Source organism: Pseudomonas sp. PS01301 (assembly GCF_029960215.1).
In the GTDB taxonomy this organism is placed as follows: domain Bacteria; phylum Pseudomonadota; class Gammaproteobacteria; order Pseudomonadales; family Pseudomonadaceae; genus Aquipseudomonas; species Aquipseudomonas coleopterorum.
Map to the genome: position 1 here is coordinate 55,257 of NZ_JASCPM010000025.1, position 14,149 is coordinate 69,405.

General features: G+C 62.9%; 11 protein-coding genes. 10 read left to right on the forward strand and 1 reads right to left on the reverse strand.

Translation table 11 applies throughout. The annotated features are described in order from the left end of the window. Positions 1 to 160 precede the first annotated feature (160 nt). The 6 genes from rpsF (at position 161) to QMX89_RS14510 (ending at position 6,377) form a co-directional block, all read left to right on the forward strand. Positions 161 to 586 carry a 30S ribosomal protein S6 gene (rpsF, locus tag QMX89_RS14485; protein ID WP_056844368.1) on the forward strand — a complete coding sequence of 142 codons (426 nt, stop codon included), beginning with the start codon at positions 161 to 163 and terminating at the stop codon, positions 584 to 586. 28 nt (positions 587 to 614) lie between these two features. Beyond that, the gene (gene rpsR / locus QMX89_RS14490; RefSeq protein ID WP_008368574.1) at positions 615 to 845 is read left to right on the forward strand and encodes a 30S ribosomal protein S18; all 231 of its coding nucleotides are present in this window, start codon (positions 615 to 617) and stop codon (positions 843 to 845) included. A gap of 38 nt (positions 846 to 883) precedes the next feature. Next, on the forward strand, positions 884 to 1,780 hold the full coding sequence (locus QMX89_RS14495) for a hypothetical protein (RefSeq protein ID WP_049862026.1): 897 nt from the start codon (positions 884 to 886) through the stop codon (positions 1,778 to 1,780). 21 nt (positions 1,781 to 1,801) lie between these two features. Then, entirely contained in the window at positions 1,802 to 2,248 is a 447-nt protein-coding gene (gene rplI / locus QMX89_RS14500) for a 50S ribosomal protein L9 (protein WP_043191123.1), read from the forward strand. Positions 2,249 to 2,363: 115 nt separating this feature from the next. After that, positions 2,364 to 3,761: a replicative DNA helicase gene (gene dnaB / locus QMX89_RS14505; protein ID WP_049862025.1), complete on the forward strand. Its 1,398-nt coding sequence runs from the start codon at positions 2,364 to 2,366 to the stop codon at positions 3,759 to 3,761. Positions 3,762 to 4,073: 312 nt separating this feature from the next. Further along, on the forward strand, positions 4,074 to 6,377 hold the full coding sequence (locus QMX89_RS14510; RefSeq protein ID WP_049862024.1) for a YgiQ family radical SAM protein: 2,304 nt from the start codon (positions 4,074 to 4,076) through the stop codon (positions 6,375 to 6,377). A gap of 47 nt (positions 6,378 to 6,424) precedes the next feature. On the opposite strand, the gene QMX89_RS14515 is transcribed toward QMX89_RS14510, so the two are convergent. Continuing rightward, complete coding sequence (locus QMX89_RS14515; RefSeq protein ID WP_056844366.1) at positions 6,425 to 7,459, reverse strand: hypothetical protein; 1,035 nt, start codon at positions 7,457 to 7,459, stop codon at positions 6,425 to 6,427. A gap of 228 nt (positions 7,460 to 7,687) precedes the next feature. Here QMX89_RS14515 and QMX89_RS14520 point away from each other — a divergent pair, with 228 nt between their 5' ends. The 4 genes from QMX89_RS14520 (at position 7,688) to azu (ending at position 14,055) form a co-directional block, all read left to right on the forward strand. Further along, positions 7,688 to 10,039, forward strand: coding sequence for a transglutaminase family protein (locus QMX89_RS14520; RefSeq protein ID WP_282348720.1), 2,352 nt, complete (start codon positions 7,688 to 7,690; stop codon positions 10,037 to 10,039). 84 nt (positions 10,040 to 10,123) lie between these two features. Next, on the forward strand, positions 10,124 to 12,610 hold the full coding sequence (locus tag QMX89_RS14525; protein WP_282348721.1) for a circularly permuted type 2 ATP-grasp protein: 2,487 nt from the start codon (positions 10,124 to 10,126) through the stop codon (positions 12,608 to 12,610). After that, positions 12,610 to 13,500, forward strand: a complete 891-nt coding sequence (locus QMX89_RS14530) for a transglutaminase family protein (protein ID WP_282348722.1) — start codon at positions 12,610 to 12,612, stop codon at positions 13,498 to 13,500. Before QMX89_RS14525 ends, QMX89_RS14530 begins: the two co-directional genes overlap by 1 nt. Positions 13,501 to 13,605: 105 nt before the next feature. Continuing rightward, positions 13,606 to 14,055 carry an azurin gene (gene azu, locus QMX89_RS14535; RefSeq protein ID WP_049862019.1) on the forward strand — a complete coding sequence of 150 codons (450 nt, stop codon included), beginning with the start codon at positions 13,606 to 13,608 and terminating at the stop codon, positions 14,053 to 14,055. Positions 14,056 to 14,149: the final 94 nt, after the last annotated feature.

Genomic DNA, 14,149 nt, shown 5'->3' on the forward strand with positions numbered 1-14,149 from the left:
TCTTGCTTCCCCCCAACCCCTTCTCTACAATTGCGCCCCTTGCCGTGATGGCTGGCGCACTTGTGCGCATTTACCGGCGCACCACCCAGCAAGACATACAATGTCATTCACTCCTTGTCTGACCGCTCTGGCGGCAGGCTACAACCCGTAAGGAGCATTCATGCGTCATTACGAAATCATCTTTCTGGTCCACCCGGATCAGAGCGAGCAAGTCGGCGGCATGGTTGAGCGTTACACCAAGCTGATCGAAGAAGACGGCGGCAAGATCCACCGTCTGGAAGATTGGGGCCGTCGTCAACTGGCCTACGCCATCAACAACGTTCACAAGGCTCACTACGTGATGCTGAACGTTGAGTGCACCGGCAAGGCCCTGGCCGAGCTGGAAGACAACTTCCGCTACAACGATGCCGTGATCCGTAACCTTGTCATCCGTCGCGACGAAGCCGTCACCGACCAGTCCGAGATGCTCAAGGCAGAAGAAAACCGCAGCGAGCGCCGTGAGCGTCGTGACCGTCCTGAGCACTCTGACAACGCCGATGGCGATGACAGCGACAACAGCGACGCCAGCGATAACGCTGACGAGTAATCCACGGACCTTTTGAGGAGCCCATTACATGGCACGTTTCTTCCGTCGTCGTAAATTTTGCCGCTTCACCGCTGAAGATGTGAAGGAGATCGACTACAAAGATCTCAACACTCTGAAAGCCTACGTATCCGAAACCGGCAAGATCGTTCCAAGCCGTATCACCGGTACCAAGGCTCGTTATCAGCGTCAGCTGGCCGTCGCTATCAAGCGCGCCCGCTTCCTGGCCCTGCTGGCCTACACCGACAGCCACGGCCGCTGAGACCGGGTTGTCGACAAGTAGTAAAAGGATAGATACGCATGCGTGCCCTGGCTGATTTCATCATGCGCGGTCGCATGCAGGCCACACTGGTTGTGGTCGGATGTGCGGCATTGCCGCTGTTGTTCTGGTTGAGTGCTGCCGCAGCGTGCCTGGTGTACCTGCGGCGCGGCATGAGTGACGCTTTTGGCGTCCTCGTCTGGGCTCTGCTGCCGGCTCTGGCCTGGTGGTATTTCGGCGAACCGCGCACCTTGATGGTGTTGCTGGGCGCGCTGGGGCTCGCGGCGCTGTTGCGCGCGGGATGGGCCTGGAATCGCGTGCTGCTGGCCAGCATAGCGCTGGGGCTGGTGTACGGAGTGTTGTTGGGTGTGGTGTTTCGCGAACCCATCGAAGCGTTGGCGCAGGCGTTGAACGAACGCCTGCCGCAGATGCTCGGTGGTCTCTACCAGCAGATGTCGGTGGAAGAGCGGGCAAACCTCGGCAACCTCATTGCACCGGTACTCAACGGACTGATAGCGGCCCTGTTGCAAGTCGTCAGCGTGGCAGCCCTGATGCTGGGGCGTTACTGGCAGGCGGCGTTGTACAACCCTGGTGGTTTCGGCAGCGAGTTTCGCGCCATTCGCATTCCACTCTGGCCAGCGGTCCTGCTGCTGGCGTGCATGCTCATCGGTCCGAACTTCGGACCTCAGATGGCCATGTTGACGCCGCTGTGCAGCGTACCGCTGGTGTTCGCCGGGCTGGCCCTGATGCATGGGCTGGTCAAGGCGGGCAAGCTGGGCAAGTTCTGGCTCGTAGGGATGTACGTCACGCTCGTGCTGTTCATGCAGCTGATCTATCCGTTGCTCGTGGTCCTGGCCATTGTCGACAGCCTGATTGATTTTCGCGGCCGAATCGGGCCGAAAGGCACCGATAGCGATTCCGCGAACGGTGAAGGTTAAAAGTTAAGAGGTTTATACCAAATGGAACTGATCCTGCTGGAAAAAGTCGCCAACCTGGGCAACCTGGGCGATAAGGTAAATGTTAAGGCCGGTTACGGCCGTAACTTCCTGCTGCCATTCGGCAAGGCTACCGCTGCGACCGCTGCCAACCTGGCTGCGTTCGAAGAGCGTCGCGCCGAGCTGGAAAAAGCAGCTGCCGACAAGAAGGCTTCGGCCGAAACTCGCGCTGCCCAACTGGCTGAGCTGGAAGTGACCATCACTGCCACCGCTGGCGACGAAGGCAAGCTGTTCGGTTCGATCGGCACCCACGACATCGCTGACGCCCTGACCGCCTCCGGCGTCGAAGTGGCCAAAGCTGAAGTGCGTCTGCCGAACGGCACCATTCGTAACGTTGGCGAATACGACGTAGCCGTGCACTTGCACAGCGACGTTGAAGCTACCGTACGCGTTGTCGTAGTAGCTGCATAAGTCGGCTGGCACCTCGGGTGCCAGGCGGTTTAACATCGGGCACGACCTGTTTACAGGCCGTGCCCTTTGTTTTTCTGAAGAAGCTGTTTTTCTGCAACCCTAATTCCAAGTGGCCATGAACGAGATATCCGCTCCCGAGCAATACGACCTGCAAACCGCTGCCCTCAAGGTGCCCCCGCATTCCATCGAGGCCGAACAGGCCGTGCTCGGTGGCCTGATGCTGGACAACAACGCTTGGGAGCGCGTGCTCGATCAGGTTTCGGACGGCGACTTTTATCGTCATGACCACCGCCTGATCTTCCGCGCCATCGCCAAGCTGGCCGATCAGAACACTCCGTTCGACGTGGTGACCCTGCACGAACAGCTCGACAAGGAAGGGCAGGGTACTCAGGTCGGTGGCCTGGGCTACCTGGGCGAGCTGGCCAAGAACACGCCGTCGGTGGCCAACATCAAGGCATACGCGCAGATCGTGCGCGAGCGTGCCACCCTGCGCCAGTTGATCAGCATCAGCACCGAGATTGCCGACAGCGCATTCAATCCGCAGGGACGCAACGCGGCCGAGATTCTCGACGAGGCCGAGCGGCAGATCTTCCAGATCGCCGAGGCACGGCCCAAGACGGGCGGGCCGGTGAGCGTCAACGACCTTTTGACCAAGGCCATCGACCGCATCGACACGCTGTTCAATACCGATGCGGCCATTACCGGCCTGTCCACCGGCTATACCGACCTCGACGAGAAGACCAGCGGCCTGCAACCGGCCGACCTGATCATCGTCGCCGGCCGTCCGTCCATGGGCAAGACCACCTTCGCCATGAATCTGGTGGAAAACGCCGTGCTGCGCAGCGAGAAGGCCGTACTGGTGTACTCGCTGGAGATGCCGGGCGATTCGCTGATCATGCGTATGCTCTCTTCGCTGGGGCGCATCGACCAGACCAAGGTGCGTTCGGGCCGCCTGGACGACGACGATTGGCCGCGGCTGACGTCGGCAGTCAACCTGCTCAACGATCGCAAGCTGTTCATCGACGATACGGCGGGCATTAGCCCGTCGGAAATGCGTGCGCGGACACGCCGCCTAGTGCGCGAGCACGGCGAGATCGGCCTGATCATGATCGACTACCTGCAGTTGATGCAGATCCCCGGCTCCAGCGGTGACAACCGTACCAACGAGATTTCCGAGATCTCGCGCTCGTTGAAAGCCCTGGCCAAGGAATTCAATTGCCCGGTGGTGGCGCTGTCGCAGCTCAACCGCTCGCTTGAGCAGCGGCCGAACAAGCGTCCGGTGAACTCCGACTTGCGTGAATCCGGGGCGATCGAGCAGGACGCCGATGTGATCATGTTCGTCTACCGTGACGAGGTGTATCACCCGGAGACCGAGCACAAGGGCATTGCCGAAATCATCATCGGCAAGCAGCGTAACGGTCCGATCGGTTTCATTCGCCTGGCGTTCATCGGCAAGTACACCCGCTTCGAGAACCTTGCGCCGGGCAGCTACAACTTCGACGACGACGAATAGTGATCCTGCAGGTACGGCCCCTTCGCGGGTAGAACCCGCTCCCACAGGAGCTGCGTACAGCGCCCCTTCGCGGATGGACCCCGCTCCCACAGGAGCTGCGTACAGCGCCCCTTCGCGGGTAGAACCCACTCCCACAGGAGCCGTGTGCAGCGCCGCTTCTTGTGGGAGCGGGCTCTGCCCGCGAAAGGGTCACTGCGGTTGATCAGGTCTACCGGATAAATATCTTCGCCGCCTATTTCTGACTAAAGCCATCGGAATTGGTTGTTTTTTGTGCTATATTCCGCGCCCGCGATTTTTCATACGGTCATCGACATGCAAGCAGCCAAGCCGCTTTTTGACTATCCCAAGTACTGGGCCGAATGCTTCGGCCCAGCGCCTTTCCTGCCCATGAGCAGGGAGGAGATGGATCAGCTTGGCTGGGATTCGTGCGACATCATCATCGTCACCGGTGATGCCTATGTCGACCATCCGTCGTTCGGCATGGCCATTATCGGCCGGCTGCTGGAAGCCCAGGGGTTTCGCGTGGGCATCATTGCCCAGCCGAACTGGCAGTCCAAGGATGACTTCATGAAGCTGGGCGAGCCGAACCTGTTCTTCGGTGTCGCGGCCGGCAACATGGACTCGATGATCAACCGCTACACCGCCGACAAGAAGGTGCGCTCCGACGACGCCTACACGCCCGGCGGCCTGGCCGGCTCGCGCCCTGATCGCGCCAGCCTGGTGTACAGCCAGCGATGCAAGGAAGCCTACAAGCACGTGCCGATCGTGCTGGGTGGGATCGAGGCGTCGCTGCGCCGGATTGCGCACTACGACTACTGGCAGGACAAGGTCCGTCATTCGATCCTGATCGACGCCTGCGCCGACATTCTGCTGTACGGCAACGCCGAACGCGCCATCGTCGAAGTGGCCCAGCGGCTTTCCTATGGCCAGAAGATCGAAGAGATCACCGATATCCGCGGCACCGCGTTCATTCGCCGCGATACGCCCAAGGATTGGTACGAAGTCGACTCGACCCGTATCGACCGGCCGGGCAAGGTCGACAAGATCATCAACCCGTACGTGAACACCCAGGACACCCAGGCCTGCGCTATCGAGCAGGAAAAGGGCAATGTCGAGGACCCCAACGAAGCCAAGGTGGTGCAGATCCTCGCCAGCCCACGGATGACGCGGGACAAGACCGTCATCCGTCTGCCGTCCTTCGAGAAAGTGCGTGGCGATGCCGTGCTGTATGCCCACGCCAACCGCGTGCTGCATTTGGAAACCAATCCTGGTAATGCCCGCGCACTGGTGCAGCGTCATGGCGAAGTGGACGTGTGGTTCAACCCGCCGCCCATTCCCATGACCACCGAGGAAATGGACTACGTGTTCGGCATGCCCTATGCCCGGGTCCCGCACCCGGCGTACGGCAATCAGAAGATCCCGGCCTACGACATGATTCGCTTCTCGGTGAACATCATGCGTGGCTGCTTCGGTGGCTGTACCTTCTGCTCGATCACCGAGCACGAAGGGCGGATCATCCAGAACCGTTCCGAAGAATCGATCATTCGCGAGATCGAAGAGATCCGCGACAAGGTGCCGGGCTTCACCGGGGTGATCTCCGACCTGGGCGGGCCGACCGCGAACATGTACCGCATCGCCTGCAAGAGCCCGGAGATCGAATCCGCGTGCCGCAAGCCGTCGTGCGTGTTCCCGGGTATCTGCCCGAACCTCAATACCGATCACTCATCCTTGATCCAGCTGTACCGCAGCGCGCGGGCACTGCCGGGCGTGAAGAAGATCCTCATCGCCTCGGGCCTGCGCTATGACCTGGCTGTCGAGTCGCCGGAGTACGTGAAGGAGCTGGTGACGCACCATGTCGGCGGCTACCTGAAGATCGCCCCGGAGCATACCGAGGAAGGTCCGCTGAACCAGATGATGAAGCCGGGCATCGGCTCTTATGATCGGTTCAAGCGCATGTTCGAGAAGTTCTCGAAAGAGGCGGGCAAGGAGCAGTACCTGATCCCGTACTTCATCGCTGCCCACCCGGGCACCACTGATGAAGACATGATGAACCTGGCGCTGTGGCTCAAGGGCAACGGTTTCCGCGCCGACCAGGTGCAGGCGTTCTACCCCTCGCCAATGGCGTCGGCGACTGCCATGTACCACTCGGGCAAGAACCCGCTGCGCAAGGTCACCTACAAGAGCGACAACCTGACCATCGTCAAGAGCGAGGAGCAGCGCCGTCTGCACAAGGCGTTCCTGCGCTATCACGATCCCAAGGGCTGGCCGATGCTGCGCGAGGCGCTGGAGCGCATGGGCCGTGCCGACCTGATCGGGCCAGGGAAAAACCAGCTGATTCCGTTGCACCAGCCGGCTACCGACACCTACCAGAGCGCACGGCGCAAGAACTCCACGCCTGCGGGCAGCCACAAGGTGGCCAAGGAAACGCGCATCCTGACCCAGCACACCGGTTTGCCGCCGCGCGCCAGCGATGGCTCCAAGCCGTGGGACAAGCGCGAGCAGGCCAAGGCCGCCGCCGAAGCCCGCAGCAAGCAGGCCGCCAAGGACCGTCAGCAGGCAGCCAAGCCGGGCAAGGGCAAGAAGAAGCCTACACGCCAGCCGGTGCTACCACGCTGAGATAGCAGATGGCCCTGGATGCCGGGTGAGATCGCCGAAAGGCGTTCTCAAGGCACCAGGAAGCCGGCTGGAATGTCCCCGTGTACGTAGAAAACCTCGAACTCGCGGTGCACGGCTATGTTGTCGATGGCCTTGAGCACCGTGGCGCGTGTCACCTTTCTGGCTTCTATCAGCCGCTGCGAGTCGGCCAGCAGAATATCGTTGATGGTGCGAAAGGCTGTCGGGTCCTGGGTGGTGTCTATTTCGAACACAGGAGCACCACGGCCCTTGGCGAATTTACTGGCGATGGCCCGCTGCGCGCTCAGCGACAGCACCTCTCCATTGCTCCCACCCTGGCGAGCGGTGTGCATGATGATCGCCGCAAGATAGTCATCGCCCTGCAGGTTGCCGCCGGGCGCGCGCTCCAGCCCGTTGACTGCGGCGCTTTCAATGGTGTTGCCGATGTGACCACGGTAGACCCGCTGCGGCACTTCGAAGTCCAGGGCCTGGATTTCAGCCACTGAGTGCAGTTGCCCGGGACCTCTGGCGTTGCTGTTGGCGCGCTGCTGCAACAGGCCTTCGAGAAACGACAGCTCGGTTGCTCCAGCATGAGGCTCGCGAGGTGCACGGTTGGCGATGGCCTGATTGGCAAGGTCGCCATTGGCCCGAAGGCGCGCGCCGTTGCGCAGGCGGGCAATTGCACTCGCCAGTTTTTGGCTGGTCTTGAATCCGCTGCTCGTCGCTGACGGTTTGATCGCCGTGGCCGGTGGTTTGGGTGTGAGGGTCGGTCGCAGGGAGGTGGGCCGCAATGGCGGGCGAGATGCCGCGGGCCGTGTCGTTACTCGCCCTACTTGACCGCCAGGCCCCGAGCCGAGGATGCCGAGCGCCACTTCCAGAACGATATCGGCAAAGCCTGGCGCGGGCGGTTCGCCCTCATCGGCGGGGATATCGGCGTCGTTGACGGTGCTCAGCCCGGTTCGCCATTTGTAATGTTCTCGTTGGTAGGCCTGCCAGGTGTCGCGGGTATCGAACTGCGGTTCTTGCCGAGCGGCTTCAGGGGTCGGCAGTGGTTCGTGTTCGGTGGTGCGTTCGTCGATTGTCATACGGGTGTCTCTGAAGAGGTGAGCCCGCAAAGTAATGGCGCTGGAGCGCAGCGCCGCGATACATGTTTATCGCAAGACGGCACGCTCAATGTATGCGACGCTGATACAGCGCCCAGGCCCCGGCACTCTTTTGCAGCCAGCCTTCATCGCAGACTCGCTCCAAGGCCGCTGTGGCCGTATGGCATGAGTCTTGCGCTGCTCACGTTCCAGGCTCGCAGGAGGCACGCCGTGTCGATTCATGTCGCACTGAACCACGTCACCCATTACCGCTATGACCGTGAAATCGAGATCGGCCCTCAAGTGGTGCGTCTGCGCCCGGCGCCGCACAGCCGTACGCGCGTGCTTTCCTATGCACTGAAGGTCTTGCCAGCGCAGCATTTCATCAATTGGCAACAGGACCCGCAGGGCAACTACCTGGCCCGTCTGGTGTTTCCGGAAAAGGCTACGCAGTTGCGCATCGAGGTGGATCTGGTTGCCGAGATCGCGGTGTTCAATCCCTTCGATTTCTTTCTCGAACCGCACGCGCAGCGCATCCCCTTTGCCTACACCCATGAAGAGCAGCACGAGCTGGCCCCCTACCTGGAAACCCTGGCCCTGACGCCCCGGTTCGAAGCGTACCTGAACGGCATCGACCGCACGCCAATCCCCAGTATCGACTTCCTGGTCAGGCTCAATCAGCAGCTCAGCCAGGACATTCGCTACCTGCTGCGCATGGAGCCAGGCGTGCAGACGCCCGAGCACACCCTGATGACCGGCGCGGGGTCGTGCCGTGACTCTGCCTGGCTGCTGGTGCAGCTGATGCGCCGGTTGGGGATTGCGGCGCGCTTCGTGTCCGGCTACCTGATCCAGCTGGTGGCCGACGAGCAGGCGCTGGACGGCCCGTCCGGGACCGAGGTCGACTTCACCGACCTGCATGCCTGGTGCGAGGTGTACCTGCCTGGTGCTGGCTGGATTGGTCTGGACGCCACCTCCGGCTTGTTCGCAGGCGAGGGCCATATTCCTTTGGCGTGCAGCCCCGAGCCCTCGTCGGCGGCGCCCATCAGCGGGCGAGTGGAGCCGTGCGAGGTGACGTTTTCGCACCGGATGTCGGTGCAGCGCATCTGGCAGACGCCGCGTGTCACCTGGCCAGTCAGCGAGCTGCAATGGGCGGACATGCAGGCGTTGGGGCAGCGGCTCGATGCCGATCTGCAAGCGTTGGATGTGCGCCTGAACATCGGTAGCGAGCCGACCTTCGTGGCCATCCAAGGCGCGGGTGACGGGCAGTTGGACGCGAAAAACGATCCGCCTCCAAGCCGGTTCGAAAGCGCTTCGACGCCAGGCGTGTTCAAGGTCGACCTGCCGTCGTCGACGAGTTGGGCGCAGTCGGTCGAGCAGATCGATCACTTGTATGAACAGGCCCGACAGAGCGGCCTGGAGACCCAGCGGTTCAGGGTCGACGGCCGGCAAGTGGGGACCGGTGCGGACAATGCGCTGCTGCTCGGTGGCGAGACTGCAGAGGATTCACCGTTCCTGCGTCGGCCCGACCTGCTGCGCAGCCTGATCGGCTACTGGCATGACCACCCGGCGCTGACCTATCTGTTCAGCGGCTCGGATTGGCCAATCCCGCGAGTGGACGAGACCCGTGGCGATGCACTGTACGAGCTGGAAATCGCCCTGGCGCAGTTGCCCGAACCCGGTACGCCATGCCCGCCAGGGTTGATCGACCGCCTTTTGCGCCCTCTGCTTGTGGATGTCGCCGGCGACCCCCGCCGTGCACAGTTCTGCATCGTCAGATTGGAGGGTGAGGGCCCCAGCGAACGCCAGGGACTGCTGCGGCTGCAGGGGCTTGAAATGCCGCCCCATGCGCGCATGAACCTGGCTTTGCAATTGCTGCTGCGCTGCCTGGTGGCACGTTTCTGGCGCACGCCCTACGCACCGGTCCGGTTGACCCGCTGGGGTACGCAACTGCACGACCGCTTCATGCTGCCGTATTTCATCGAGCGCGATTTCGCCGAGGTGATCGACGATCTCAACGCGGCGGGCTACGGGATAGACAGCGGGTGGTTCGCTGCGCAACAGGCATTTCGCTTTCCCACGATCGGTGACTACGCGGTGGCCGGCATCGAACTGGAATTGCGCCACGCGCTGGAGCCCGGCCCTGCGCGCGGCAGTGCCAGTGGCGCGCTGGAACGTCTGCAGGTGCGGGTCAATGGCTGGCTGTCGGATCGTTACCGACTGGCCGTCAATGGTCGTCCCTTGCCGCTGACCGCGACCGGGCGTGCAGGCGAGTTCGTTGCCGGAGTGCGCTACCGCGCCTGGCAGCCCGTTCATGACGAGCATGCCACTGGCCAGCCCGATGTGCCCCTGACCTTCGACATCGTCGATACCTGGACGCAGCGCTCGCTGGGCGGGTGCCAATACCACGCGGCTCATCCTGGTGGCCGCAATTACCAAAGCCTTCCGGTGAATGCCAACGAAGCGCAGAGCAGGCGCCTGGCGCGTTTCTTCCGCATTGGCCATAGCCCTGGCCCACTGGTGCTGCCACCGCTCAAGGTCGACGATGACTGGCCGATGACCCTGGACATGCGCCGCCGTCCATAAGGTGAAGTGCGACCCCTGGGCGGTATCCGTGCACCGTTCAGGCTGCGATAATCGTTCCTTTAAACGCTGCTTCCGAGCTTCGCCATGTCTGACCTGCTTGACCGATACTCGCTGTCCGGCGGGTCCTATCATGAAATGCTCGAAGCCGATGGCGGCGTGCGGCCGCACTGGCGGCGCATGTTCGAGCAGCTGCAACGCAGCGCCCCCGGCCAGTTGTCGCAGCGCCAGGCCTCGTTGACGCGGCAGATTCAGGAAAACGGCGTCACTTACAACGTCTATGCCGACCCCAAGGGTGCCGATCGGCCGTGGGAGCTGGACCTGCTGCCGCACATCATTCCTGCCCACGAGTGGCGTCAGGTGGCCGCCGGCATCGCCCAGCGGGCACGCCTGCTCAATGCCGTGCTGGCCGACGTCTACGGTCCGCAGACGCTCATCGCCGAGGGCCTGTTGCCCGCCGAGCTGATCTTCGGGCACAACAACTACCTGTGGCCGTGCCAAGGCGTGCAGCCTCCGCTGGGTACGTTCCTGCACCTGTATGCCGCGGACCTGGCTCGCACGCCTGATGGACGCTGGTGGGTCACCGCCGACCGCACCCAGGCGCCTTCCGGCGCCGGCTATGCGTTGGAAAACCGCATGAGCCTGTCGCGGACCTTCCCCGAGCTGTATCGCGACCTCAAGGTCGAGCACATGGCCGGTTTCTTCCGGACCGTGCAGGACACCATGAGCCGCCTGGCACCCAGCGGCCACGAAGCACCCCTGGTGGTGCTGCTGACACCGGGGCGTTTCAACGAGAGCTACTTCGAGCATCTGTACCTGGCGCGGCAGCTGGGCTATCCGCTGGTCGAGGGCAGTGACCTGACCGTGCGCGAAGCCACGGTGTACCTGAAGACCTTGAGCGGCCTGCGCCGGGTGCACGCGATCATGCGGCGGCTGGACGACGATTTCTGCGATCCACTGGAATTGCGCACCGACTCGGCCCTGGGCGTGCCCGGTCTGCTGGACGCGGTGCGCCAGGGCAATGTGATGGTGGCCAATGCCTTGGGCAGCGGCGTGCTCGAATCGCCCGGGTTGCTGGGCTTTCTGCCCAGGATCTGCGAACGGCTGTTCGGCGAAAGCTTGATCCTGCCTTCCATCGCCACCTGGTGGTGCGGCGAGCCGCCGGTGCTGGCACAGGCGCTCGAGCGACTCGACGAACTGGTGATCAAGCCTGCGTTTCCTTCGCAGAATTTCGGCCCGGTGTTCGGCCGCGATCTGAACGAGGCCCAGCGCCAGGCGTTGACCGAGCGCATTCAGGCACGGCCCTATGCCTACGTGGCTCAGGAAATGGCGCAGCTGTCCCAGGCGCCGGTCTGGCATTGCCAGGGTAACGATCTGCAACCGCGGGCGATTGGCATGCGCGTGTTCGCCGTCGCCGCCGACGACGGCTACCGGGTGTTGCCGGGTGGCCTGACCCGCGTGGCGACGGACGCCGACGCCGACGTGGTGTCGATGCAGCATGGCGGTGCCAGCAAGGACACCTGGGTGCTGGGCGAGCACGCCCCGGTCGGCGAGCAGTGGCGCGCGCAGCGGACCATTGGTGCTCACGACCTGGTACGCATGGATCCCTACCTGCCGTCGCGGGTGGTGGAAAACCTGTTCTGGTTCGGTCGTTACTGTGAGCGTTGCGACGGTAACGCGCGACTGCTGCGGATCATTCTTGGCCGCTACCTGGATGGCGATGATCCCCAGGCGTTGCAGGCTGCGGTCGACCTGGCCGAGAAGCTCAACCTGCTGCCCGAAGAGGGCGAGCTGCGCGAGCGCCTGTTGATGGCGCTGCGCGGTGAAGACTGGGCGTTCAGCCTGCGCGCCAACCTGCAGCGTCTGCAGTGGGCAGCGTTTCAGGTGCGCGGCAAGCTGTCGCGAGAAAACTGGCAGGCGCTGGGCGAGTTGCAGCGCGAGTCTCTGGCCCTGGACGCCGAAGTGCCGGACCTGGGTGAACTGTTCGATTTTCTCAACCGGCTGGTGATGAACCTGGCCGCGTTGTCCGGCTTCGCCCTGGATGACATGACCCGTGACGAAGGCTGGCGTTTCCTGATGATCGGACGGCGCATCGAACGCCTGCAGTTCCTCAGCAACGGCCTGTCGGCGTTCATCGCCGGCGATGCGGTGGACGATCAGGCGGGCCTGGACTGGCTGCTCGAACTGGGTAACAGCAGCATTACCTATCGCTCGCGCTACCTGGCCGTGCCGCAGTTGATCCCGGTGCTCGATCTGCTCCTGCTCGACGCACAGAACCCCCATGCCGTGCTGTTCCAGCTCAAGCTGGTGGCGCGTGCCGTACGCCGCCTGAGCGTCGAATTCGACATGCCGGTGGATCGCGCCCTGGAGCCGCTCATCGAGCGCGTGACCCGCTTCGATCTGGGCACTCTGGAAAACGCACTGTTCGGTGAGGCCAGCGTGCGCGACGTGCTCGATGGCCTGCGCGGTTTGCTGGAGGACATCGCCAGCGTCAGCGTGCAGGTGTCGGACCGTCTGGCGTTGCGCCATTTCGTCCATGTCGATGATGTCAGCCAGCAAACGGTGTCGGTGTGATGAGCGCGCATTACCAGATCGTCCACGACACCCGTTACTGCTACGACAGTCCGGTCTCGCTGGCCAAGCAGCTGGCGCACCTGTGGCCCAGGCCCTGTGCCTGGCAGCGCTGTCACCAGCAGACGCTGGCGATCAGTCCCGAGCCGACCCGGCGCACCGATGAACTCGACGTGTTCGGCAACCCGCTGACGCGGTTGGCCTTCGAGCGCCCCCATGACGAGCTCAAGGTTGGGGCCCGGCTGCATGTCGAGGTGCTGCCGCGCACGCCGCTGGAGTTTGCCCTCTCGCCGAGCTGGGAGCTCACCCGTGATGCCCTGTGCTACAGCGGCCAGGCCGTGGGCGCGGATGTGCTGCAAGCCTGTCGCTACCGCTTCGAATCCCCTTACGTGCGCCTGAAGAAGAGCTTCGTGGCCTTCTCCGCGAGCTGCTTTCCGCCCGGCCGGCCGATGCTGGAGGGCGCGCAGGCGTTGATGCAGAAGATCTTCGGCGAGTTCACCTTCGATGCCACGGCCACCCAGGTGGCAACCCCGCTGGTCGAGGTCCTGGAAAACCGCCGTGGCGTGTGTCAGGACTTCGCGCACCTGATGCTGGCCTGCCTGCGCTCGCGGGGCCTGGCGGCGCGCTACGTCAGCGGTTACCTGCTGACCCAGCCGCCGCCAGGGCAACCGCGGATGATCGGTGCAGATGCCTCGCACGCCTGGGTGTCGGTGTTCTGTCCGGTGCTGGGTTGGGTCGACTTCGACCCGACCAACAATGTCCAGCCGGGCCTGGAACACATCACCCTGGCCTGGGGCCGTGATTTCAGCGATGTGTCGCCGCTGCGCGGGGTGATTCTAGGCGGAGGCGGACACGATCCCGAGGTACGTGTGACCGTCCTGCCGATGGCGTGAGCCGAATCTTTACAGCGAATGTCTGAGTGCTGGCAGATAGCTGCAGTGTACGGTCAATCATGAAATGATGGCCGCCGTAGCCTTTCCCCCTGCCTGGAGACTCACATGTTCGCAAAAGCTGTAGCGGTATCGGTGCTCGCGTTGGCCAGTGGTCAGTTGCTGGCGGCCGAGTGTTCGACCACCGTCGATTCGACCGACCAGATGACCTTCGGCACCAAGGCCATCGAGATCAGCAAGAGCTGCAAGACCTTCACCGTCAACCTGACCCACTCCGGCAGCCTGCCCAAGGAAGTCATGGGGCATAACTGGGTGTTGAGCAAGGAAGAGGATGCACGTGGCATCGCCATGGACGGCATGAGTGCCGGTATCGACAACAGCTACCTGAAGAAAGGCGACGAGCGCGTGATCGCGTACACCAAGGTCATCGGTGCCGGGGAGAAGGACTCGGTGTCGTTCGATGTATCGAAGCTGTCGGCCGAACAGAAGTACCTGTTCTTCTGCTCGTTCCCAGGTCATTTGGCCATGATGAAAGGGGCGGTGACCCTGGTCGATTGAGGCAATGCCTGACGCCTGCGCAATCCCTGTAGCAGCGGCGCGAGCCGCGTCGACGGTATCTGAATCAGCGTGATCTACCGCGTCGTCCTTGACG

Coding starts and splice junctions, on each gene's coding strand:
- QMX89_RS14510 (WP_049862024.1), top strand. CDS start 4,074: ATGCAAGCAGCCAAGCCGCTTTTTGACTATCCCAAGTACTGGGCCGAA.
- QMX89_RS14525 (WP_282348721.1), top strand. CDS start 10,124: ATGTCTGACCTGCTTGACCGATACTCGCTGTCCGGCGGGTCCTATCAT.
- dnaB (WP_049862025.1), top strand. CDS start 2,364: ATGAACGAGATATCCGCTCCCGAGCAATACGACCTGCAAACCGCTGCC.
- QMX89_RS14530 (WP_282348722.1), top strand. CDS start 12,610: ATGAGCGCGCATTACCAGATCGTCCACGACACCCGTTACTGCTACGAC.
- rplI (WP_043191123.1), top strand. CDS start 1,802: ATGGAACTGATCCTGCTGGAAAAAGTCGCCAACCTGGGCAACCTGGGC.
- QMX89_RS14515 (WP_056844366.1), bottom strand. CDS start 7,459: ATGACAATCGACGAACGCACCACCGAACACGAACCACTGCCGACCCCT.
- rpsF (WP_056844368.1), top strand. CDS start 161: ATGCGTCATTACGAAATCATCTTTCTGGTCCACCCGGATCAGAGCGAG.
- azu (WP_049862019.1), top strand. CDS start 13,606: ATGTTCGCAAAAGCTGTAGCGGTATCGGTGCTCGCGTTGGCCAGTGGT.
- rpsR (WP_008368574.1), top strand. CDS start 615: ATGGCACGTTTCTTCCGTCGTCGTAAATTTTGCCGCTTCACCGCTGAA.
- QMX89_RS14495 (WP_049862026.1), top strand. CDS start 884: ATGCGTGCCCTGGCTGATTTCATCATGCGCGGTCGCATGCAGGCCACA.